Here is a 23,559-nt window from a genome sequence, read left to right as displayed (position 1 = left end):
AACCCTTTTTGCTAACGAAAACAATGTAGCCGCACCCTTAAGGGTGCGAATGATTTTGCGAACGTGCACAACATCCTGGTGTTATAGACAACAAATCCTGCTGGAGAATTGTATTGTCCTTAATCTTTAAAGGGATTTACTGGGATCGCTGACTCTTCCTAAGAATAGTATATTTCCCGTATTCCGCTCTTGTATGGCAAAGATAAAAGGATGGTTGGCATTGAATTCTTCAAATATTTCATCACTTATATAATCCATGGTCACCTCAGTTGCGGCTGCGGCTTCAGTCCCCTCTTCGTTTACTTCAACGAATGCCTGATGGATCACATTTTCAATATAAAGCATTTGTGTACCGTCCATTCCCGAAAAGTCAGCATGTTCGCCAAATGACGACCGCATACCCATTTTTTTCAAAAACTCGTTCATATAATACTTCGCATCAAATTTGAACTTCGGGATGTAAACATCCACGCTTTTTTCCCTGAGCATGCTCCGCCATTCTGACCATTTTTTTAAAGTGATGGATTTTTCTATTTCATCCAATCTTTTTCCTCTGGGAAGAATTATCACCATCGATAGGTCTTTGCCTTCATATGGCATTTCCAGTATCTGTACATCTTCTGTTTCGGCATATTTTAATTCTGTATTTCCGCCGGTAAGACGCATCATGGGAACCATTACCTTTTGAACTGGACTTGTTTCAAAATCCCCTTCCCTTGTGCGTTTTTTATCGAATTGCATAACCCACGTTCCTTTGAAATAGATAGCATTGGTTAAAACCAGCTTGGTAGAAGCGTCAATTTTTCCCGGTGGAATTAGGTCTTTGATCTTACCATTAGTCTGGTCTTCAACCCAAGAATTGATCGTATCGCGGGATTCTTCGCAATGCCTTTCGAAATCAAGATTAGCTGCCTTCCCGCCGTAATATTTATCAATAGTATATAAATATTCAGCAAGGAACTTGTAATCCATCTGCGCCCATAAAGCGTTAGCTGTGGAAAGTTTGTATTTTCTGTCCTTCTTATTTATCTCATTTATTATTTTTGCAAAAATTATTCTTCTTAAATCAGCGGTTTCGGGGATATGAAGGACTTTTTGCATTTCTTTTGCGGTCTGTCCTCTCGCACCCTCATAAGCCATGGTTAAAGCGACTGTGATGCTGAATGGTGAATAAAATATATTTTCGTCCTTTGATCTTTCATTGAATTTTCGATAAAGTTCAAAGGCGAACTGGTTGCTGGCATCTACGACTGCACTAACACTACCAGGAACCGATTTGTTCTTATCTGCTCCGGCATCTTTATTTTTAGTTTTACAGGATATAATAATGCAGAAGATGATCAGCATTAAAAAGAATGAACCGGCGACCCTTATAAAACCATACATCATATTCTTCATATTAGCCTCCTTCCAAATCTTACAATTCATTTTGATACTACCATCCATATCTTACTTTATCGTTTGTCTATTATATGAGGTTTTTGGGTGAAGTCAATATGTACAATATCCTGGTGTTATGGACGACAAATCCCGTTAGAGCACCGGAACTCTCCCCATTGCGGGAATGCGCGAGGGCAATATTGAACCTCTATCTGTTTTATTCGAAAACAACCACTAATTGAAATCGGTGATTTTCTCTAACGGGACAAACAGTAGGGGAAATACTGACCAACTGAAAAAAGCAGCTGGGATTGGTAGACAAAATTGGGCTAAATATGTCTACTACTACTTGACATTTTTGGAAATATGGTTCGAGGAACGCTTTTGTGCCTTATTGTCGTTTCAACCCCCGTCGTCATTGCGAGCCCCGCACAGCGGGACGAAGCAATCTCATGTTTTTTCTGTCATTCCCGAGCAATCGGGAATCCAGTCTTGATTTCCTGAAAATGTAGCCGCACCCTTCAGGGTGCGCGTAAATAGTATCTTTCGTATGAGCTTGTCGATGCCAATTTTGTTCACATCTTTGATGTGACTACAACAATGAGCATCCCGCGCTCCATAAGCGGGAGAACAACCTTAAGAGGTGGATTTAAGCCGGGGAGTTAAGCCGTGAGGCTTTTATATAAAACTCTTACGAGTTGACTCCCTTTTTTGCTACACTGCATCACTGCGCTGTCGTATGCCGATTACGGATTACAGCCTACGGTATACGGATTTGATCTCAACCTCTCCCCTTGTTTTTGCGTGATTATTTCATATAATATAGTAGTAATAATTAATAAATGTACAACTTTTGATAAAAATGGAGGTTTATATGAAGAACAACACAAAACTAGTCAATATATTGTTTCTCTGTTTTATACCGCTGACGGTTCATGCGCTGAGCTACGTGGAATCATCGCAGGGCCTCAGTACCCCTCAGATGGAAGCAGGCAGGACCGAACTTGAAATGGCGGACATCAACGCTGACGGTAATATCGACATCCTGTCGATCGGCGACCATGGCAGTCCCTATGTCAACACCCAGGAGCACGGGGTCATGGTCTGGTTCGGCAATGGCCTGGGTTCATGGAGCGTTTACCAGAACGGTGAATTCGGCTACGGCGGCATCGCGATCGGCGACATTAATAACGACGGCTTCATGGATATTGGTTACGGCATGCACCACAACTATTCCGGCGTTGATTTCGGCGATTCAGTGATCGAAGCCGCGCTGGGCGACGGCACGGGCCAGAACTGGACGCCGTGGGACGACGGCATTTCGATCGGCGATCCTAACGCATGGGGGATGTTTTGCACGGATTTCGCCGATATTGATAACGATGGCGACCTTGATCTGGGCGGCAACGCGTTCGGTGCCGATGACGGCAACCATATTTTCATCAATCACCTTGACGGAACCTGGCATCAGTGTTTCGGATTCCTGGGCGGCAATTCCTCGATGGATTTTTTGTTTTGTGACGTCAACGCCGACGGTTACGCAGACTACTGCGCCGGTCACCAGTACGGCAGCGTTTATCTGGGCAACGGCAGCGGAGGATTTACCCTGGCCGACGGAAACCTGCCGCCCGGCGGCACTTCGGGCAGGCGCGGTCCTTCTATTGGCGACGTTGACAATGACGGCGACCAGGATTTTGCCTTTCGCAATGCCAGCGGCGGCGTGGAAGTGTGGCAATGGCTGGGCGGCAATACCTGGGCTAATTTCTCCGGGACCCTGCCGACATCCGGGCCTTACTACAATACCCAGCTCTGCGATATGAACATTGACGGTTTTATGGATTTGAGCGCGTTCGGCGACAGCGTTGTCTCGGTCTGGCTGGGAAACGGCAGCGGGAACTGGACCCTCGATACAACCTTCAAAACGACCTATCCCGGCTACATGGCGGCTTTCCGCGTGGCAGCGGATGCAGATCATAACGGCTACCCCGACATTGCCCTGGTCAGCAGAGAAGGCACCGGCATGAACCCGGTAAACCGGCTGCGCTTCTATAAGGAAAGCTCGGTTCCGGAAAGCCTGTTTATTTTTCCCGTGTTTCCCAGGGGCGGCGAGAAGCTTTATCGGAACTCGGTGCATTTCATCAACTGGACCTGCGGTGTTCCCGCGGGCAATACCGCGTCGGTCAGGCTTGAACTTTCGACCAATGGCTCTGCGGGTCCCTGGACCCAGATAGTGGCGAGCGTACCTAACAATGGCCGGTATCAATGGCTCATTCCGGCAGGTTCTCCGACCTCGACCAACTGCTATATCCGCTACACTGCAACCACAAGTTCGGATACGGCAATAGCCGTGACTCATATGAATTTCACGATCCTGCCACTGGTTGCGGTCGATGAGCAAAAGGCACAACCGTTGGCACAAATTAGCGAACTTAATGTCTACCCGACGCAATTTTCCGATCGCGTCTGGATGGATATCAGCACATATGGGTATGGCAATACAAAAATAGCTATATATGATGCCGCGGGCAGGGTTGTGAAGAATCTTTTTAAGATCAAAGGCACCGGACAATTCAAGATTTATTGGGATCGGACCGACGATCAAGGCAAAAAAGCACCAAGCGGCGTTTATATTGTATCGCTGGAATCCACGGATAAACGCCTTAACAAGAAAATCATTGCAATTAAGTAATATCCTTTTTTGCTTTTCTTGTTAATCTGGTCTCCTGATAACCTGATATCCACTACCTGATTGTCTGATAATCTGATACGCTTACTATCTGTTAAGTTAATTTGTCATTGCGAACCCTGCGTGGCAGGGTGAAGCAATCTCATGTTCTAATATGTCATTCCCGCGCAAGCGGGAATCCAGTCTTGATTTCCTGAAAATGTAGTCACACTTGTTTCCCTCGCCCCTTGAGGCAACATTATAGAAAGTTTGATGCTGGAGTCCCTATGGGAGAGAGGGTAAGGGTGAGGGGTGTCATTGCGAGTGATCTCTGTGCGAAGCAATCTCATGTTCCAATATGTCATTCCCGCGCAAGCGGGAATCCAGTCTTGATTGTCACAATTGTAGCCGCACCCTTCAGGGTGCGCGTAAATAGTATCTTTCGTATGAGCTCGTCGATGCCAATACTGCTCCTCATGGTCTACAGGGAATCACTTCAGTACTATGATCTTCTCCGAAACCCTTCCCTGAGGGCTCATTGCACTGACTATGTATACACCTGAGGCTAATCCATCCGCATTCCAGTTGAGTCTATGCGAGCCGCGGCTGAATTCCCGGTCAGCCAGTATTGCAACAAGCCTGCCGGTTATGCTGTAAATCGCCAGATTCACATGGCAAGTTTGCCGCAGAGTAATGCGGATGCCAAGATCTGATCTGACCGGATTGCCTGAGCATGCCATGGTCAGGAATATTCCGCCCGATTGTAGGTCATCTGCGTCTTTTACCCGGTACTGACTACTGTCACCGATATCGAGAATGATCCCTTCTATGATGTTCATGCCGTATGGCATACCGGTCAGCGGGAACTGATACCATCCATTGTAGCTGCCACTCCAGCCAAAATTGAAGTGGTAGAAAGAATCGGTATTGTAACCATCAACAACTATATTGTGGCCGTAGGTCGGCCCCTCATCCACTATGCCCATATGTGCCGGCATGGCGTCCATCATATTCTGAGACAATCTCTCGAACAGGTATGCAGATGAATCATACAGGAGTTCAGATTCAACAAAGTTGAATCTTTGATATGCGATTGCTGCTTGGGTGATGCCGTAGGTACCGGAAATCGAGGCCGAATATACCTGATGACATGCAACCCCGCTGGCGAACACCAGAGCCGCCTTGTCAGATGAAGTAGGTGGGATCGACTGGGCGTAGTGGTTTTCCAGCGTATCCAGGTACACGTCCAACTCCGGCCAGGATGGGAAATCATGAGCCACATGATCATCGTCGATCCAGTATTGCTCATAGAAGTTGTGGTAGTAGTCATCACTATCATCGAATCGCGTTCCGTTTATCTTCTCCTGAAAGTTCACGATGGCTGCCATGGCTACTGCGGGACATCCCGCGACACTCCTCTGCCCGGCATTATTATCCATGGGACAGTAGGAATTGTACGGAGCACCCTGGCTCCAGTTTTCCATGAGCCATCCTCCGGTGGGCGTCGAACCGGCAGGAGGCCATTGTTCAAACAGAGCCGGTGCCAGAGTGACAAAATCCCTCGTGATATACTCATGCCATTGTTTTTCGTACTTGGTCTTGATCCCCTTCGGAATGCTGCCGGCGTTGGCGAGCCGGGCGATGATATCTCTCTTTACAATGTCGAAAAGGATGTTCCTGTCATACCGGTCATCCCGGCAGAGATTCGTATAGGAATATGCAATGACCGGCGGGAGCTGATTATCCGCTCCCACTATCACGTAACCAGTCGGGTCCAGTTCAAATACATAGGCCAGTGCAGAAGCGGTCTCATCGTCCTTGATGACAGTGAGGGAGGCGATCGAATGATCTTCCTGCCGACCATCATGAACCAATCTGGAATTCGCTACTGCTTCTGCGGTACTCTGTTCCACTGGCAGAGCATAGATCAAACTCACCAGGATGAAGCCTACCAGCAAGTACATTTTTCTATCAAACACTTTAACCTCCTATTGGCTTAATGCCCCTGTCAGAACCTGACTGAATGTGATGTATAGCGACACATCAACCCAATCATCCCCAATTTCCCGTTTCTATCATCTCCACTCTTCGCAATAGTATATGATTATTTTATCCTCAGTCAAGCGATGAAGCAATCTTATGTTCCAATATTTCATTCCCTCGCCCCTTGTGGGAGAGGGTAAGGGTGAGGGGTGTCATTCCCGAGCAATCGGGAATCCAGTCGTGATTTCCTGAAAATGTAGCCGCACCCTTCAGGGTGCGCGTATTTTTTACAGGTAGGCGCTATCATCCTGGTGTTATCGACAACAAATCCCGTTAGAGAACTCTGCCCATTCGCGGCAATGCGCGACGCTGGCATTAGATCACTGTCTGTTAATTCGAAAACAACCACCGATTGAAACCAGTGATTTTCTCTAACGGGACAAATAGGCAGTAAATATATCAGAATTCCGTTTGAAGTTACAAGTGAGGTTGGTTAAAAATAAGGATATTACTCAATGAATCAATCCTTGGATCATTTGTCGACTAGTCAATTATTAAATGCCTGTATAAAAAATAGATATTTTTATACGGCTCAATAAGAATCTTAGTTGTTATTGATTGGTATTACCATTGTTTGAGGATTCATCTTTATGATGTGGCACCCTAAAAGCATATGCGACAACTCGTTTACCACCTGATAATAAATATATGCCAGTGAAGATCAAAACAAAACCACTTACTATTTTTGCCCATTCAAAGGGATTACCCCACCATGACATAAATTTAAGTTGACATGCATTCTCTACTAATAGCGGGATTCCATATACCACGCATACAACACCTATTATGCGTAATGCAAGCGTAAAGAATTGTTTTTCCCACTCATCTCCTATGGCACTTGTGATTAAGCTATCATCAGTTATTAATTTCCTGGCGAAGAAATCGCACCATCGTAATAATATAAATGCCAATACGAAGAAAACAAGCGGTTGTGCTATTGCCATTACTAAATACCAATGCCATGCATACCAACTCATGGCATCAACATGCAGTGGAGAAAATTGAACTGTTAATGCAAAAAATATTAATGGAACAAGTGTAATACCGTACATTATAGCCATCACAGCTAAAATCTTCAATACAAGGGACATAAGCATTCTTTTGGTCATAATATCCTCCTGAAAATTATATATAATTTATTACTGAAGTCAATGTGGACGGGATTACACGATCACCAGCTTCTTATTTTCGACCTTCTCTTCACTGTCACTAACCAACCCCTTATATATCATGCCACAACATCCTGGCGTTATAGACAACAAATCCCGTTAGAGAACTCTGCCCTTTCACGGCAATGCGCGGCTTTGGTATTAAATCACTATCTATTGGTTCGAAAACAACCACCGATTGAAACCAGTGATTTTCTCTAACGGGACAAACAGGCAGTAAATGTTTCAGAATTCCGTTTGAAGTTACAAGTAAATTTGGATAATGGAGAGAAAATTGCCGACTGTCGAATCAGGGCGTCAATCTACCCCACCAACCCCGGGTAATCAGCAACGTGGCACCTATTTATCGGATTAATATCGATTCAATTCGTTTCTTTTACAACTTGTTTGAGCTATAAAGATCATGCCGAAACGTTGCCTTGGGGATTGACAAATCATAAAATAGAATTATAATTTCCTGATTTTGTTAATGATACCGAATAATTAAAAAGAGTTGATTTTCAATTGAAAACAACAAAAGGAGGTAACACAATGAGTAATATTAAACTAACAAAAAGCGTGGGCATGATCTTGCTGAGCATCTGGCTTATTCTGACCGGTCTGTTCTCATTATTCCATGTGAACATTGCAGGTCTGTATTTGATAATGGCGATCTTGGCCATCGCGACCGGTGTTGTAATCTTGCTCGGTCTGTAAATCCATTTAGCCAAAGTCCTTTCCTGCGCGACGTTCGGCATCGACGGCTATCTCGTCGAGGTTGAGGTGGACTTGGCCAGCCGGGAGAACGGCCTGGACGGCATCATCCTCCCCAAGTTGAACGGCCGGCGGGCACAACATCCTGGTGTCATAGACAACAAATCCCGTTAGAGAACTCTACGATCTAACATGAATGCGCAATGGTAATATTGAACCTCTGTCTGCTTTGTTGGAAAACAACCACCGATTTAGATAGGCAATTTTCTCTAACGGGACAAACAGCAGGGGAAATATTAAAGGTGCCGTTTGAAATAACGGAAGTATTGACTTAGGATTATATTGTTATATTATCTAGCAGATAAAACATGGAATAAATATGAAAAATCAAGCCATATGTTTATACGCAACCTCCATTTTTCCAATATACTTTCCTGGTGAAATTTATAGGATTTTTGATTTTAGACCGATGGAAGAGCTGACTTGGAAAAATATCACAATAATTCCATTAAGCAAGGGTATTTCTGGCGATTTAGCTCAAGGAATTTTTGCGTATATACTTGAAGATCAAACCGATGATGATGATGGTTTCTTTTATAACAGCCTTGAAAACTTCAGAAGATTTTTGAATTTTTTGACCATAAGATGTAATCACGCTTTCGATGAAATATCCTACTACATCTATCCGTATGACAAAAATAAACACGGGGATTTAATATATGAAAAAAGGCTTATTCCATTAGTTAGAATAGCAGGCGGTCAATTTTATGACCCGGATATCAAATATAAAATAGAGGAAGCATTAAAAGATACAGTTAAAAAATATGACAACATCGAATTGTATAACAAAATTGAAAATGCTTTATCTTTATATCGTATATCCCATTTTCAAGAAAAAGAAGGTTTACGATTTATTTTACTCTTCATAGCATTAGAAAGCCTTACCGAAGAATTTTCAGTCCCATATGATCCTACACTTATCGATGAAATAATAGAAAATGCCAGGCGTATTTGCAATGATAAACAAATCGCACCAGATAGTATCACAACAATATGTAGTCGAATTGGTGCCTTGAAGACTGAGAGTAATGCAAATAATATTATAAGAACTTTAGAAAAATATAAGATTCCGGATAATGACAGTGAGATAAGTATCCGTGAAATCATAAGGGCTCGAGGTAAATTTACCCATAAAGGCATTGAGAGAGAACGACTGCATAGATTATCTTTACGGCTTGGATCGCTCGTAAAACAGTTAATATCAAAATTGATGGAGAATATCAACAAAAAAACAAACGACTAGTTTATATCAACAACTACTTCCATCGCCTTTATCGTCCCTTCCACATCCCCCGATAAAATACAACATACTTTCTCGTCTTCATCCAAATTTCCTTTAATCTTCATCTTCTTCTTTTATTCCTTTCACTTCCTACTTCTTACTTCTTCAGTTATTATGGTTACTCCACTTCCCGTCTTCCACCGGTCCACTATTCTTATATTCTCTAATCACTATTCCCCCGCAGATGTTGTGTAAACATATCGGCAAGTGTTAATAAATATCCCAGATATTTGTCGACCTCACTAAATCTAAGCTGTTCTCCCCTTATGATCGTTTGCGCCCAATGTAGAATGCCGTCCTTTAACTCAAGGAGAACAAACGGTTCCAATTTATACACTAGTTCCTGCAGACGAGAATCTGAAATTATTGTTTTATCTTCTTCTGATCTTATTTTAACTAAAAACTTGGTATCAAATTTTGTATTACCGGTCTTGAATTCACTTTCAAGATGCATGAATTTAGCCACTTTGGTGGATAGATCTTCTTTAGTCAATTGAAAATTTAATCTGCTATTCGTTTTGATTTTCAAATGAAGATATTCAATATCATCGCTGCCTGATATTTGCGTGATGCCCTGGTCTAAAGATACGAACTGATTGATCACTATAATAACATAATGAGCATTGATTGTACCCGAATAGTCGGAATAATGAAAAATCTCGTCCAATCTCACTTTTTTCGGTTCGTTTACCTTACCTTGGTATTTTGCGGCTATGTCGCGCAGCAATCGGTTAAAATATTCTTCCCATGATTTATAGATAGACATGATTTCTCCATGAATATATCATATCATAACAAAGAAATTGATATAATACAATGCACCTTGCCATCTTCCATTGATTATTTATCATTATCCTCTTTCCACGAATCGCTGTTATTTAGGATTTCCATTGCACCTTCATCCGGCATATGTACAAAACGCTGGATCTCAATTACTTTCAGAGAATCAGGTATTTGTGTATTAATTATTTTTCTTATGGCTAATACAACGCTGTCCGCGACTTCAGCTGACATCGTCATCATATCCCAGTTATCAACAAAAAATAGTCCCCTTTGATTTAAAATACCCTTTATCATATTAAACATAAGTTTACGCTGAGTTTGTTTTCTCTTATCACGATTTTCCTTTTCCATTGCATACTTTGCTTTGAATTGCTCAAAATCGGATGCATGCTTTGCCTGGTATTGCTCATAATCGGACTTTATATCTATGGGAAGATCCGCATAGATTCCCATGTACAAAGTATCTAATTGCCTTTCGTCGCTTTCAAGATTTAGGTAGAGATCCTTCCACTTATAATCATACGTTATTTTTACGCCGCTGCCATAAAAAACATATTCTTTTATCCTAACCAGATGCTGTGTATCGATATACGCAGACAACATTTTTTTTACTATGCTGTCATTATTATAATTCTTTTTCCATTTTTCACATAAATCCCTAAGCTTTAAATGAAAAGCGTGCATTTTGGGAATGACTATTTCTCCGGTATCTGTATTTATTAAACCCATTGGTTGTGTTCTTGGCTGAAGAGGGTAATAATCATGCGGAGGCTCCATTTCTATACCATTAACATATGTTGTGTCATTTAGCATTGTTAATTTATACGGTTTATTCAGTAAACGCCCATACGCTATCACCCAGCCGCTATTTATCACCGTATCTGCTGTTGTTTCTGTTTGAGCATGACCTAAACTTATGCTTACGATTAGAAGCGCAAAAACAAAGGTCTTCATTTTTTGCCATCCTGTTTTAATATGCACACATCCTGCTTCTTTATTTTAATAACATACTACGCAGTGTCAAGGGTTAATACATCATTGTTTCAATGGTCTATTTTGTCTTTTTCGTCTTTTTAGTTTATAAGATATCATAACCTCATAACTTCCTATCTTCATATCCTCATATAATCATATCCTCATAACCTCTCATCCTCATAACTTCATTTTTTAATACCTACCGAGGTGATCGATCACAATGATATTGACATCGATAGCGTTCTGATTATATTTACCCCCATGTTATCAAAAATCCTATCTTGTGCGACGTACGGGATCGAGGGATATCTCGTGGATGTGGAAGTTGACCTGTCCGGCGGCCTGCCCGCCTTCACCACGGTCGGTCTGCCCGATAACGCGGTCAAGGAATCAAAGGATCGGGTTTTCGCGGCGATAAAGAATGCGGGTTTCAGGTTTCCAACCAAGAAAATAACCGTCAATCTGGCGCCAGCTGACATTAAGAAAGAAGGTTCAAGTTTTGACCTGCCGATCGCAATCGGTATTTTAGCCGCGTCAGCGACGATCCGCGAAACGTCCATGAAGAAATACGCTATCCTGGGCGAGCTTTCGCTGGATGGTTCACTGCGTCCGATAAAAGGCGCGATCTCGATCGCGCTTGCCGCCAAGCAAAACAAGCTTTCCGGCGTAATTGTTCCCAAACAGAACGGCAAAGAAGCGGCGATCGTCGAAGGCATTGATGTTTTCGCTTTTGAAAATTTGATCGAGGTCGTCGCTTTTTTAAACGGCGAGATCGCGGTTAACCCGACCCAGGTTGACCGCAACGAAATATTTAATGCCGCGTCGCAGTATTCGATCGACTTTGCCGAGGTCAAAGGTCAGTACCACGCCAAGCGGGCGCTGGAGATCGCCGCGGCCGGCGGTCACAATATCCTTATGATCGGGCCTCCCGGCACTGGCAAAACAATGCTCGCAAGGCGGCTTGTTACAATACTCCCCAGGATGACCCTTGATGAAGCTTTGGAAACGACAAAGATTCATTCAGTCGCGGGAACATTACAGACGGGCGACCCGCTGGTTGGCACACGTCCATTCCGCTCGCCTCATCATACAATTTCAGACGCGGGCATAATCGGCGGCGGGCATGTTCCAAAACCAGGGGAAGTATCATTGGCGCACAATGGCGTCTTGTTCCTGGATGAATTGCCTGAATTCCATAAAAATGTTCTTGAAGTTTTACGGCAGCCTCTTGAGGATGGTTCAGTCACCATTGGCAGGGCAAAAATAACCCTGACATATCCTGCACGATTTATGCTGGCTGCAGCCATGAACCCCTGCCCCTGCGGATATTTTACCGATCCCTATCATGAATGCCGGTGCACGCCTTACCAGATCCAGCACTACCGCGCCAGGATCTCAGGTCCCCTGCTTGACCGCATTGATATTCACATCGAAGTTCCGGGTTTGAAATACGACGAATTGAAGACCGCCACGCCGGGCGAGCCGTCCGAAACGATCCGCGCCCGCGTGAACAAGGCGCGGGAAACTCAGCTCGAGAGGTTTTCGGAAAAAGAAAAAGGCAGGAAGATCTACTGCAACGCCCATATGGAAGCAAAAGCGATCCGGAAATACTGCCCGATCGACGACGAATCCCAGAATCTTTTAAAGACCGCGATCGAAAAATTCGGGCTTTCGGCCCGGGCTTACGACAAGATCCTCAAAGTCGGCCGGACCATCGCGGACCTGGAGTCCAGTTCCAGTATCAAGATCCAGCACATCGCCGAGGCGATACAGTACCGGAGTCTGGATAAGGATGTCTGGAATAAACTATAGGTATATAGCTTATTCGATTTCCTCGTTTTTATTTTCCTATATAAATACATCGTTTTAGGAAGCGAGACGCAAACGACAGCGCAGTGATAATAATACCCATGGACCGTAGGCGGTAATCCGCACGCCAAGCCCTGTTAAAGCATCTTAAATTCCTTGATTTTGCTTGATTTTTAGTTAAGATTCAATTGAGAGACCATGTCTATGGAAGATATGATTCTTCAGACCAAACTCCAGCCGCCGCAGATAAAAGGGAAGATTCTGCACCGCGACCGGCTTTTACATTTACTCAATGGGAATTTAGACAAAAAACTCATTCTCATCTGTGCGGATGCCGGTTATGGCAAGACCACGCTCTTAGCCCTGTGTTGCGCTAAATTCGATAAACCATTTGTGTTTTATAGCCTGGATGCATCGGATAATGACATTGCGGTATTCTTTAATTATCTGGTCAGCGGCATTCAGAGGTATTTTCGGGATTTTGGACAGAGGACAAAAAGCATCATTCTCCAGACCAGAAACATCGAGATCTTAGTGGGCACATTCATTAATGAATTTGGGGAACATTCCTCCCGCTCTACCCTCTCCCTAAAGGGAATAGGAATAAAGGGAGAGCATGAGTTTTATCTTATCCTTGACGACTATCAGCATTTGCAGCAGAACCGAGAAATTAGCAATGCCCTGGATTATTTATTGCGCCATCTGCCCGCAAATCTGCATTTGATCATTTCATCCCGTTCTACCCCGCCTTTGAACCTGCCGTATTATTTTGCCAAGCAGGAACTATTTAAACTCGAAAAAGACCAACTGCAATTCGATCTTAAAGAAATCCAGGACCTCTTGAAAGAGGTTTATGCACTAAAGATTTCTGATCCCGAGATTGGGCGCATTGAAGAGCATTCTGAGGGTTGGATAACCGCAATTCAGTTGATTTTGCAGAAAATCAGTACTTCTGGCGAAGATAAAGCGAAAGATACCCTGAATGGCTATATCGCATCCGGCGAAGAGATCTTCAACTACTTTGCCGGAGAGGTTTTTGAGAACCAGTCGCAAGACATCCAAAAATTCTTAATTAAAACTTCAATCCTGGAATACCTGAATCCGGAAATATGTGATCATACTTTGGATATAGAGAACTCGGATGAAATGCTATCCTTTTTAAAAAACGAGCATATTTTTCTATCGTATTTTCAAGAAAGCAGTTATCAATATCACCCGCTTTTCAAAGATTTTCTTAGCCAAAAATGCAAAAAAGAAACTGATGAGCATCAAATCAATGCAATGCATTTACGCGCTGGTGATTATTTCTTGAAAACCGGAAATTACGAGTCTGCGATCAGACACTATAAAGATATTAATGAATACCGCAAGGTAGCGCAGATTGTAGAGAAAATCGGCGAGGATGTAATCGAAAAAGGCAAATATGATACTGTGAAAAATTGGCTTTCAATGCTGCCCGATACGCTGATCGAAAAACAACCCAACCTGCTTTTTATTAAAGGCGAGATAGCGCGGTGGCAAGGTCGTTTGGACGTGGCTGATGCTATTTACCTTAAGGCTGGTAGATTTTTTAGACGCAAAAAGGACAAAAAAGGATTGGCAACATCGCTCTATGGCAGGTGTTTGATCAGTTTAAATCGAGGCAAACACAGTCTGGGTTTGCGAGCCGCGAGATCTGCATACAAATTGATCTCCGGTTCTCATTTGAATAAGTTAAAAACCAGGATCCTCAATCTCACAGGTATCTTCTACGAATATACAGGTAACTACGAAAATGGAATAACCAGCTTTAATCAGGCATTAAGGCTGGTCGCAGGAACCGACGACCTGAGACTTGAAATGACATTAATGAATAACCTGGGTTCACTCTATGACCTCATTGGAGATTTCTCGAAGGCGCTTGAACTGTACGGCAAGGCGATAAAAATCTATCAGTATCGTAAAATACAGGGTGTATGTACATCCTATCGAAATGTGGCGAGCATTATGGTGGAGATGGGCGATTACAAAAAGGCCGAGAGTTATTTACAGGAAGCGTATAAACTGGCACATGACTTCAATGATGAGAAAGAACTGCTCAGCGTCAAATTGATCCAAGCAGAATTGTTATCTCAATTAAATAAAAAAAGCAGAGCAATTGAACTCCGCCGTGAAGCCCTGGAATTATGCCAAAAAATGGCGCAAGATAATCTGTGTTTCGAGATCTTGACCGCCCTTGCCGACGATTACCGCTCGATAAAAAATTATCTTAAAGCAGAAGAGTGTCTGAGTGAACTATCCGTAAGCATCCCGACACGAGAAAAAGACATCGCCTATGCCAACTTCCTGGTCTCAAAAGGACTTGTTGCAAGGGATACGAAAAGGATCCGTTCTGCGATCCGTGCCATTAATGAAGCCCTGAAGATTTACATTAAATTCAAAGCTCAGTATGAAACAATACAGGCATATTTTTATCTTGCCGACTGCTTTTTAAGATCGAAAAATATTAAGAAATTCAAAGAAAATTTTAGCAGCGTCCTGATCTTAGCGTGTGAAAAAAAGTATGATAGATTTATTGTAGATCAGTCGGAAAGCTCACATCTTTTATCATTTGCTTTGGAGAAGCAGGTTGGACCCATGGATTATGTAAAAAAACTCTACGATCAGTTAAAACAGCCGCAAGAAGAACTTATCAAACTGCCCTCAGAAGCAAGGGAGGCCGACTTAGCCGCCTTGCTCTTTGGAAAATTCGATCTATTTCACAAAGGGAACGCTGTTCAGGAAAAAAACTGGCGAACAAGATCACTGCAGGCAATATTTATTTTTTTCCTGATAAACCAGTCCAAAAAATTCACCAAAGACGAATTATTCGATAAGTTTTGGCCTAAACTCGGTCCCCGAAGCGCATCAATGAACCTCCGTTCAGCCTTATATCACATTCGTGCAACCATAGCCGAGATGTCGGGAATACCGCCTTTGAAAGTTATTATCTTTAAGGATCAAAAATATTTTTTAAACCAGGAATTCAAGATCTGGATCGATGCGGTGGAATTTGATGAAAGAATAAAAGAAGCAAAAGTCTTGGAATCTCAGGGAAAAAGTGAAGAGTCGATCTCACAGTATACGAAAGCGATAAATCGCTACCGGGCGCCGTTTCTTGAAGAATTCTATGAAGATTGGATCGAAGAACTAAGGAGATACCATCAAGAAGGCCATTTAAGAGCATTGTCAGCGATCGCCTTGAAAAATTTCGAGCACAAGGATTATGCCGGGGCTATCGACATATCTCAGAAGATCTTGAGCATCAATCCGTTCCTTGAAAACATACATCTGCTGTTGATAAAATGTTTTAGCGCATTAAAGAATAAAAATGCAGTTGTCTCGCAATACAAGAAGCTGAAGACATTGCTCAGAGAAGAATTGGAATTAACACCGTCACAGGAAATCGAGTTGGAATACCGCCGGTTACTTTCCTGAACAGCTCTGAAATTCTGTCAACAGATTTGTCAACAATTTAGAATATAATATACTATATTAAAAGGAGGAAAAAATGATTAGAGGTTTAATATATTTAGAGGTTTGTCTCTTTGTCATATCGTTTGCTCAAGTCCAGACCGAATGGGTAAAGAGATATGGCCCTGCAAATGGCAGCGCTGGTGCCAAATGTGTCGGTGTGGATGCCGCCGGCAACATTTATATAACCGGCTGGAGTATTGAATCCTCTTCCACCTCAAGAGACTATGTAACTTTTAAGTATAATGCTCAAGGGAATCAGATATGGAAAAAGGTCTATAACGGTCCAGGAAACAATAATGATGAGCCGTTCGCTTTATACGTAGATTCTGCGGGTAATGTTTATGTAACAGGAGAAAGTAACGGAGGGTTCACTACTTCTCAGGATATTGCCACGATAAAATATAACACCAATGGTACTGAACTGTGGGTAAGAAGACATACCGGCACATTCAATGCTGGTTCTGACAGAGGACAAGCAGTGATCGCTGATGAATTAGGAAATGTTTATGTTGCCGGTTTTGCAAAAAATACTGTAACAGGTCTTGACTATGCAACGATCAAATATTCTCCTGGTGGCAATGAACTTTGGGTGCGGGAATATTGCTGCACAGATAGCATTGATTCTGATGTTGCTGTCAGCATCGCTCTTGATGCAACGGGAAATATATTAGTGACGGGATATAGTGACCATCTCATTGGAGGAGGTTCTTCTGACGAAGATTATGCAACAATTAAATACAACCCTGATGGAGATACACTCTGGGTCCGTCGGTATGATACCAGCTCTCAGGATGAGGCAATGGTGATCAGAACTGATAATCTACAGAATATCTATGTAACAGGTATTGGCTTTGGCAGTGGAACCGGCTGGGATTTTTTGACGATCAAATATGACTCATTGGGAAACGAGCAATGGATACGCTGGCATGATTATCAAGGCGCCTCTGATGTCCCTCGGGATATGGCGATTGACCAATGGAATAATATCATTATTACCGGCGAGGGGAACTGGAACTCGGCTGCGGTTGATTATGTCACTATAAAATACGACATTAATGGGAATGAATGTTGGGCTCGAGCTTATGATGACGGTGGTTATGACGAAGCCTATGGCGTAGCAGTGGATAATTACGGTAATATTTATATATCCGGCATGGGTAGCAGTACACCTCCTTATTATGACGATTATCTAACCACAGCTTACACCAAAGATGGTGATACGATCTGGACAATATATTATGACCAGGGCGTAGGAGATTATGACCGGGCTTATGATGTTGCCTGCAGTCACGGCACGGATGATACAGTTTATATTTATGTAACGGGACAGAGTAATGATCCCACATCCATCTTCTGGCAATACTGTACTATAAAATACAAATATAAAGCGCCTCTTGTTGGATTAAATGAAAAGGTAATACTATATCCAAACGCCGAAAGTAACAATTTACAGGTTCATCCAAATCCGTTCAGTGAAAAGACAGAAATCAGATCTATGATGCACGATGCAGGCTACGGGATAAAAAACTTCTCGTTAAAGATTTACGATATCTCAGGCCGAATTGTTAACGATTTAACTAATAATTTTGAATCATGCATCATGTATCATGAATCAAATCTATGTTGGTCCGGCGATGACGCCCATGGCCGTCGGCTTCCCGCCGGGATCTATTTCGTGCACCAAGAGGCGGGAGATTATCAACAGACCGAAAAAGTGATACTCTTAAGATAAGAACACGGGTTGGCGGTCGCCGAATGGTGCGAAGGCACTTACCAAAAAGGACGAATCCGGGAAGACAAAAGGCTGGGAATTAACTCGTGAGAGTTTAATAAAAGCCTTACGGCTTAACTCCATAATATTGAATAATCCTATTACCATGTATTTATTAGAAGCAGGGCAGGTCAGTTTTGTTTCATTATTACTATCACCGCTATGAAAAAAATTAATACTGCCTTCCTTTCCTTCGTTTTCGATCTTTCTTTTTTCATCCTCCCGCCATTGTTCGAGCATTCCCTGTTGCAACGCTTTGTACCACCCATCTTTCAGATAATATTCAAATATTCCTTTTTCAATCCACCGTTTATTCACTTCATCCCATATTGCTGCACCTTTGGGAATTCCAATCCGATACATATCTGAATGAAGAAGCAGGGCTTCTGAATCACTCAATGCAGGCTCTAACAGCTTCATCATTTTAATGATTTGTCTGTTCTCTTCCAATGACACACGAGTCTGGTCGTATGCACCAATAAATGATCCGTCAATAAAATCATAACGGTATTCAACTGGCAACTTCCTCTCATACTCTTCCTTTGTCCCATACCGACCAGTTAGTGAATCAATCAGAAAAATAACTAATACGAGTTCTCGAGCTGGCCATTTTTTGGAAGTAATAGCACTACCTATACTAACCGTAGGCACAGCTTTATTAATTTTCATTTTTACTTTAAATTGTTTAAAATCACCCTTTTTCATAAAACCAGAGAAATTATGTTCTTTCCCAGTTGTTATCGTAGCTGCATTACTAGAAAAAGTAACTGTATAATTTGGTCCAAATTTGATATTTTCTAAATCATTAATACAAAAAACCGTGAATTCCGCTTCGAAAACTTCCCCGACTCGTGGCATGGATGGCAAATGGAGTTTAAGTCGTATCGAATTCACGTAACCATCAGGATAACTCACCCCTGGTCGATTTTCGGCTGATGTTACTGTCAGTCCTTGTGAATTTATACTCCTTACTAAAGAAAAAAGAAATACAAGTGTAAGTGATATATTTATTCTTGCTATCTTCATAATTCATCCTTTTTTTTCGGGATTATCCCGTTTGCCATGTAAAAACCATATAAAACAAGACAGTCTGGATTTGTATGATATCGTTTTAAAGGCATTCAATAACATCCATCCGTATACAAAACTGCCTTTGTATCTAGCGATATGAAAAAAAGGTCAAAATGAACGATATTGGAGTTGTAGTCGTTTTCACGGTTAAAGACGATCGCCCAGACTTCACTGCTATCATAAACGCATTTTTCCGCATAGCATGGGATTCGCATGGGCTGGCTATCCCACGAATCACCGTACGCAGCGATAACGCACTCCTTCAGAACATCACCATCCTCACCCAGGGAATCCGCGATCTCCGCCATCCGGTCGACCAGGGCGTTTTTTAGATCAAAGGACAAGTCAGTACCGTAGTAGTTATCAGCAAATTTCTGATGCGCATCTCCATACGGCACAGAACACGGGTCAGATGTATAATCAATATTAGTTACCACCACATCCGGCTCGCATCGAAGGGATACATGATGGCAGGAAAGTAGCACCAGGCATAATACAGGTGCTATCAAAGAGATTTTTTTCATCTCCATCTTTCCTTCCTTTTATACATACAATATTATAATACCGCCTTGCCGATTGTCAAGATTCGAAATGACTTATTGACAAAATTTATTAAATATATATAATTAACAAAAGTGATAATTAACTATGCTCAGAAGAAATGCTCGACTATTTGAAGAACTGGGATCCGGATTGTATTTCACGGTCGCGGACCTCGCCCGTGTTTTTGACATCAAACCGGAATCGGCGCGGGTCATGGCATCTCGCTACGCAAGCGCGGATGTTTTCCTGCGCATAAAGAAAGATGTCTATGTATTGGCTTCGAACTGGCGCGCGTACACGCTGGAGCAGTTTATGCGGCTTGCCAACATTATTCAGGTGCCTTCGCATGTCTCCCTGGTGACCGCGCTGAGTTATTACGGCGTGACCACCCAGGTGCAAAGAAATGTCATCGAATGCGTGGCACAAAAAAGAACGGTGATCTACGACATAAAAGGAACGGTTTTCAATTACTATAAGCTGAAAAAACAGTATTATTTTGGGTTTTCCCGCCTTAGCAATAGCGATGTCTTTATCAGCTCAAAAGAAAAAGCATTGGTTGATGCCCTATATCTTTATTCATTCGGAAAATACAAGATTGACATCGACGCGCTCGACCTTGCCAAACTCGACTCCGGGGCGATCAGAAAGATTATCCGGATCTACCCGAATCGTACCCAAAAAATCGTAAAGAGTTTATGCAGGATCTAATCAAACAAGAGCAGTTCGAGATCGAAGTGCTGGATAAGCTCAATAGTCTGGGCTATCTTAGATCCCTTGTCTTCTGTGGCGGTACTATGCTGCGGCTTTGCCATGGCTTGAACCGCCATTCGGTTGATCTGGACTTCTGGATAGTCAAGAAACCGCTTGATATTGCCAAGCTCTTCAAGGGTATAAGGACTTCGCTCAGCGCCTTTTACGCGCTGAGCGATGCGGCCAATAAATATCACACGCTGCTTTTTGAGTTAAGATCAAAGATATATCCCCGCAGTCTCAAGATCGAGATCAGAAAAGAAATCCGTCGGAAGATCGAAACTGAAAAAGTGATCGCCTACAGCAAGCATACCACTATTCAGGTGCTTTTAACCGCACTTTCGCTGAAGGATATGATGCTAAATAAGATCGAATGTTTTATGACCAGAAAAGAGATACGGGATGTCTTCGACATTGAATTTCTTGTCAAAAAGGGCATCGCCTTGCCCGATGAACCATCTACTCTATCGGAGTCACTAAAGCTAATCGAAGGATTTACAAAAAAAGATTATACGGTCAAGCTGGGCTCGATCCTGGAACGCGACCAGCGGAAATATTACATTGCAGAGAATTTCAAGATTCTGAAAGCAGCAATAAACGATAAAATTAAAGGTGAGTAAAAAAATTCAGCAGCTCAAAAACTCGATTTACGCTCATGGATAGTAAACGCTTTCTTAACAAAATAAACAACGAGTTTCCGCGATTGCGGTGGAAAAGATACCGCTTTATTACCCATGGCTGGGACCACCACGTAGTGATCCTTGAGAGAGATCACGGCAAAAATAATATCGTTTTTCGCTTTCCCAATATAAGATCGCGGGATGGCTATTACCTGCGCGAGCTTGGCAATGAAATTGCATTGCTGAATTATCTTAAAAAAAGAGTGCATGTTGGCATTCCTATATACACTTATGTATCCAGAGACAGATCATTTGCCGGCTATGAAATGCTTGCCGGGAAAGAATTGACCAACGCACGATTTCAAAAACTGTCCGACCAGGACCGGCAAACCATTGCCAAACAATTGGCAGAATTCATCTCTACCCTGCATAGTACACCACAAAATATGATCAAACGCTGTCGCATCCGGAGCGAAAACGTACGGTTATATTATGACCGGTTTGTGCGTAATGTTAAAACTTTACTTTTCCCCTCGCGCGATCTGACAAAAAATGACAAGCAGATCATAAAGCGCTTTCTCAATGAACTGAGATCGGCCCTTGAAATATATGAAAAAAATAAACGGAAAGTACTGATCCACCGCGATCTGACCTATATCCATATCCTGTGGGACAACCAGAAAAAGCGCATCAATATTATTGATTTCAGCGACCGTGTTCTTGGCGATCCGGCCGGTGATTTTACCGGGTTATTTGAATATGGTCCGCGTTTTGCCGAAAAAGTTTTCCGATTATACAAAGGTAAAAAAGACGAACACATGATGGACCGGGCGCGATTGTATTTCAAGCGCCTGCCGATATTATTTATGATCGATTCGCTGACACGATTTCACTGTTCGTTCAATGCAAATCGCAAGCTTTTCCGAAAGCGGTTTATCGTAAAATAATACTCTTCGAGTAAGTGTCGCGCATCGAGAAATTCCTTGTAAGGTAGTTCTCGACTTCGCTCGACTACACTCGAACAGTAATGAGTAATTTATCTTTCGATTAATCCCGAGTTTATCGAGGGAGCATCGATACCGTTTTTGCCCAAATCTGTGATTTGGATGCAAAACCGAGTATCCCGTATAACGGGAGAAGTACCTTGTATGATCAATTCACGATCCTTGGTGTTATCAGAATGTACTGGTGGGTCAGGTCGCCAACACGTGTCCAGGGTCTGAAAAGACGGTTTATAAAGGGAAACCTGGCGATCAGCAGACAGCCCGGTTCTTTTTCATGCTGGCCTAACAGCCCTTCGATCCGCCTGCATATGACCGCGGTCTCGCCGTCCCTCACGTAAGTTTCAAGTTCTGACTCATAACTCGGAATGATCGGCCTGCCGGCAAGCACCGATGCTCGGTCAAAGCTGCTCATCTCGATCTTAAGTTTTATTTTCAACATCAAAGGAAGGCCGTCCGTTATACCTTCAAGCGCGTTGATCCTTGCCGAAACCTTGAACCCCGCGGAGTAGAATTGGCTGACCGCATTACCGGCTTGGTCCCGTATCAGGACACTGAATTTCTGACCGGTCGCGAGCGTGCCTTCGCTGTTTTCCAGGATCAATAGCCTTCCTGTGACGCTTTCATATCCTCGCGTATGTTCGGACAGGATCTGCATATCCAGCAAGCTGTCAAAATAAGGGATGACGCCCGCCGTGACATGAGCGTAACCTTGAATGGCCGGCTCTTGCTGATATACAATGCCGATAACCGGCAGGCGCAACAGCGGCAGGTTCCAGCGCTGTTCGATCGCCTCGTTGATGACATTTGTTGTGCTGATGATCCTAACCTGGATAAGTATCTGCCGCTCGGGCTTCTTGAGCTTAGCGATTAAAAATTTGACCTGCTTTTGTTTTGCGGCATGATCAATGACCACCACCTGCCCGGTCCGTTCATCAGGGAAAACGTGCCCCTTAGAAGAGAGTAACGGTTCGATCTGCCGACACATCTCGTTGACATCGTTTGGCCAGACATTATATAGGACTATATGCTTCGCGCCACCCTCCTCGTCTTCAGTAATTTTTTCTTGTGTGTCGACGAACAACACATGCCCATATTGTTTGTATCCGTAGCCGGTATTTTGCAGGACTGCTGATAATGCATCGCGCCAGGAGATATTATTTACTTTAACAGTGACATAGCCCTTCACTTCATTGCTGCACACAATGTCGTATCTGCCGCCGAGCTGCTCAGATATCTTCGTGATCACATACACAATATCCACACCCTCAAGATCAAGGCTTACTCTTGTATCAGTCTCAGCCGCGGTGTCCTGCTTCAGATGGAACTTGACAATCGGGCCTAGCTGAATAAGGTGGTTAGGAAGGAGCGAAATGGAAGGCAAACGGCAGCGAATCAGTCCCGAGAAAAAGGTTGAGATCTTGCGCGAGCATTTGAAGAACAAAGTGC

General features: G+C 43.0%; 17 protein-coding genes. 9 read left to right on the top strand and 8 right to left on the bottom strand.

Annotated features, from left to right (window positions below; translation table 11 throughout):
* Nucleotides 1-126 precede the first annotated feature (126 nt).
* Complete coding sequence (locus tag VF399_11475) at nucleotides 127-1,398, bottom strand: serpin family protein (protein ID HEX7320958.1); 1,272 nt, start codon at nucleotides 1,396-1,398, stop codon at nucleotides 127-129.
* An 856-nt stretch (nucleotides 1,399-2,254) separates the two neighbouring features.
* Between VF399_11475 and VF399_11470 the strand changes: the two genes are divergently transcribed.
* Complete coding sequence (locus VF399_11470; protein HEX7320957.1) at nucleotides 2,255-4,069, top strand: FG-GAP-like repeat-containing protein; 1,815 nt, start codon at nucleotides 2,255-2,257, stop codon at nucleotides 4,067-4,069.
* A 467-nt stretch (nucleotides 4,070-4,536) separates the two neighbouring features.
* Here the strand turns inward: VF399_11470 and VF399_11465 are convergent, their stop codons facing one another.
* Nucleotides 4,537-6,024, bottom strand: coding sequence for a C10 family peptidase (locus VF399_11465; GenBank protein ID HEX7320956.1), 1,488 nt, complete (start codon nucleotides 6,022-6,024; stop codon nucleotides 4,537-4,539).
* Between the two features lie 615 nt (nucleotides 6,025-6,639).
* Nucleotides 6,640-7,197, bottom strand: a complete 558-nt coding sequence (locus VF399_11460) for a hypothetical protein (protein HEX7320955.1) — start codon at nucleotides 7,195-7,197, stop codon at nucleotides 6,640-6,642.
* Between the two features lie 591 nt (nucleotides 7,198-7,788).
* Between VF399_11460 and VF399_11455 the strand changes: the two genes are divergently transcribed.
* Both VF399_11455 and VF399_11450 read left to right on the top strand, forming a co-directional pair.
* Nucleotides 7,789-7,953, top strand: a complete 165-nt coding sequence (locus VF399_11455) for a hypothetical protein (protein HEX7320954.1) — start codon at nucleotides 7,789-7,791, stop codon at nucleotides 7,951-7,953.
* Nucleotides 7,954-8,329: 376 nt separating this feature from the next.
* A complete protein-coding gene (locus tag VF399_11450) occupies nucleotides 8,330-9,253 on the top strand; it encodes a hypothetical protein (protein ID HEX7320953.1) in 924 nt (307 codons plus the stop codon).
* Nucleotides 9,254-9,455: 202 nt separating this feature from the next.
* Here the strand turns inward: VF399_11450 and VF399_11445 are convergent, their stop codons facing one another.
* Together VF399_11445 and VF399_11440 are read right to left on the bottom strand one after the other, a co-directional pair.
* Nucleotides 9,456-10,058, bottom strand: coding sequence for a hypothetical protein (locus VF399_11445; protein ID HEX7320952.1), 603 nt, complete (start codon nucleotides 10,056-10,058; stop codon nucleotides 9,456-9,458).
* A gap of 74 nt (nucleotides 10,059-10,132) precedes the next feature.
* The gene (locus tag VF399_11440) at nucleotides 10,133-11,029 is read right to left on the bottom strand and encodes a hypothetical protein (protein HEX7320951.1); all 897 of its coding nucleotides are present in this window, start codon (nucleotides 11,027-11,029) and stop codon (nucleotides 10,133-10,135) included.
* 282 nt (nucleotides 11,030-11,311) lie between these two features.
* Here VF399_11440 and VF399_11435 point away from each other — a divergent pair, with 282 nt between their 5' ends.
* The 3 genes from VF399_11435 (at nucleotide 11,312) to VF399_11425 (ending at nucleotide 18,086) form a co-directional block, all read left to right on the top strand.
* Nucleotides 11,312-12,862: a YifB family Mg chelatase-like AAA ATPase gene (locus VF399_11435; protein HEX7320950.1), complete on the top strand. Its 1,551-nt coding sequence runs from the start codon at nucleotides 11,312-11,314 to the stop codon at nucleotides 12,860-12,862.
* A gap of 195 nt (nucleotides 12,863-13,057) precedes the next feature.
* On the top strand, nucleotides 13,058-16,315 hold the full coding sequence (locus VF399_11430; GenBank protein HEX7320949.1) for a tetratricopeptide repeat protein: 3,258 nt from the start codon (nucleotides 13,058-13,060) through the stop codon (nucleotides 16,313-16,315).
* Nucleotides 16,316-16,388: 73 nt separating this feature from the next.
* Nucleotides 16,389-18,086, top strand: a complete 1,698-nt coding sequence (locus VF399_11425; GenBank protein HEX7320948.1) for an SBBP repeat-containing protein — start codon at nucleotides 16,389-16,391, stop codon at nucleotides 18,084-18,086.
* Here VF399_11425 and VF399_11420 read toward each other — a convergent pair.
* Together VF399_11420 and VF399_11415 are read right to left on the bottom strand one after the other, a co-directional pair.
* The gene (locus tag VF399_11420) at nucleotides 18,078-19,151 is read right to left on the bottom strand and encodes a hypothetical protein (GenBank protein ID HEX7320947.1); all 1,074 of its coding nucleotides are present in this window, start codon (nucleotides 19,149-19,151) and stop codon (nucleotides 18,078-18,080) included. The two genes, VF399_11425 and VF399_11420, sit on opposite strands and share 9 nt — an antisense overlap.
* Nucleotides 19,152-19,246: 95 nt before the next feature.
* Nucleotides 19,247-19,726 carry a hypothetical protein gene (locus VF399_11415; protein ID HEX7320946.1) on the bottom strand — a complete coding sequence of 160 codons (480 nt, stop codon included), beginning with the start codon at nucleotides 19,724-19,726 and terminating at the stop codon, nucleotides 19,247-19,249.
* A 118-nt stretch (nucleotides 19,727-19,844) separates the two neighbouring features.
* Here VF399_11415 and VF399_11410 point away from each other — a divergent pair, with 118 nt between their 5' ends.
* The 3 genes from VF399_11410 to VF399_11400 all read left to right on the top strand — a co-directional run bounded on the left by VF399_11410 (nucleotide 19,845) and on the right by VF399_11400 (nucleotide 22,056).
* A complete protein-coding gene (locus VF399_11410) occupies nucleotides 19,845-20,447 on the top strand; it encodes a hypothetical protein (GenBank protein HEX7320945.1) in 603 nt (200 codons plus the stop codon).
* Nucleotides 20,435-21,109 carry a nucleotidyl transferase AbiEii/AbiGii toxin family protein gene (locus VF399_11405; GenBank protein ID HEX7320944.1) on the top strand — a complete coding sequence of 225 codons (675 nt, stop codon included), beginning with the start codon at nucleotides 20,435-20,437 and terminating at the stop codon, nucleotides 21,107-21,109. Before VF399_11410 ends, VF399_11405 begins: the two co-directional genes overlap by 13 nt.
* Nucleotides 21,110-21,192: 83 nt before the next feature.
* Nucleotides 21,193-22,056, top strand: coding sequence for an aminoglycoside phosphotransferase family protein (locus VF399_11400; GenBank protein ID HEX7320943.1), 864 nt, complete (start codon nucleotides 21,193-21,195; stop codon nucleotides 22,054-22,056).
* 205 nt (nucleotides 22,057-22,261) lie between these two features.
* Here the strand turns inward: VF399_11400 and VF399_11395 are convergent.
* Nucleotides 22,262-23,559 (bottom strand): hypothetical protein (locus VF399_11395; protein ID HEX7320942.1); only part of this gene is annotated, 1,298 nt, incomplete at its 5' end.

It is taken from the genome of bacterium, assembly GCA_036382775.1.
GTDB lineage: Bacteria > Hydrothermota > Tepidihabitantia > SM23-42 > JAOAFX01 > DASVHD01.
The sequence above is the reverse complement of the archived record's forward strand: the minus strand, read 5'-3'. Positions and strand labels throughout refer to the sequence as shown.

Coding starts and splice junctions, on each gene's coding strand:
- VF399_11415 (HEX7320946.1), bottom strand. CDS start 19,726: ATGGAGATGAAAAAAATCTCTTTGATAGCACCTGTATTATGCCTGGTG.
- VF399_11450 (HEX7320953.1), top strand. CDS start 8,330: ATGAAAAATCAAGCCATATGTTTATACGCAACCTCCATTTTTCCAATA.
- VF399_11435 (HEX7320950.1), top strand. CDS start 11,312: ATGTTATCAAAAATCCTATCTTGTGCGACGTACGGGATCGAGGGATAT.
- VF399_11440 (HEX7320951.1), bottom strand. CDS start 11,029: ATGAAGACCTTTGTTTTTGCGCTTCTAATCGTAAGCATAAGTTTAGGT.
- VF399_11460 (HEX7320955.1), bottom strand. CDS start 7,197: ATGACCAAAAGAATGCTTATGTCCCTTGTATTGAAGATTTTAGCTGTG.
- VF399_11425 (HEX7320948.1), top strand. CDS start 16,389: ATGATTAGAGGTTTAATATATTTAGAGGTTTGTCTCTTTGTCATATCG.
- VF399_11445 (HEX7320952.1), bottom strand. CDS start 10,058: ATGTCTATCTATAAATCATGGGAAGAATATTTTAACCGATTGCTGCGC.
- VF399_11405 (HEX7320944.1), top strand. CDS start 20,435: ATGCAGGATCTAATCAAACAAGAGCAGTTCGAGATCGAAGTGCTGGAT.
- VF399_11470 (HEX7320957.1), top strand. CDS start 2,255: ATGAAGAACAACACAAAACTAGTCAATATATTGTTTCTCTGTTTTATA.
- VF399_11455 (HEX7320954.1), top strand. CDS start 7,789: ATGAGTAATATTAAACTAACAAAAAGCGTGGGCATGATCTTGCTGAGC.
- VF399_11475 (HEX7320958.1), bottom strand. CDS start 1,398: ATGAAGAATATGATGTATGGTTTTATAAGGGTCGCCGGTTCATTCTTT.
- VF399_11420 (HEX7320947.1), bottom strand. CDS start 19,151: ATGAAGATAGCAAGAATAAATATATCACTTACACTTGTATTTCTTTTT.
- VF399_11410 (HEX7320945.1), top strand. CDS start 19,845: ATGCTCAGAAGAAATGCTCGACTATTTGAAGAACTGGGATCCGGATTG.
- VF399_11430 (HEX7320949.1), top strand. CDS start 13,058: ATGTCTATGGAAGATATGATTCTTCAGACCAAACTCCAGCCGCCGCAG.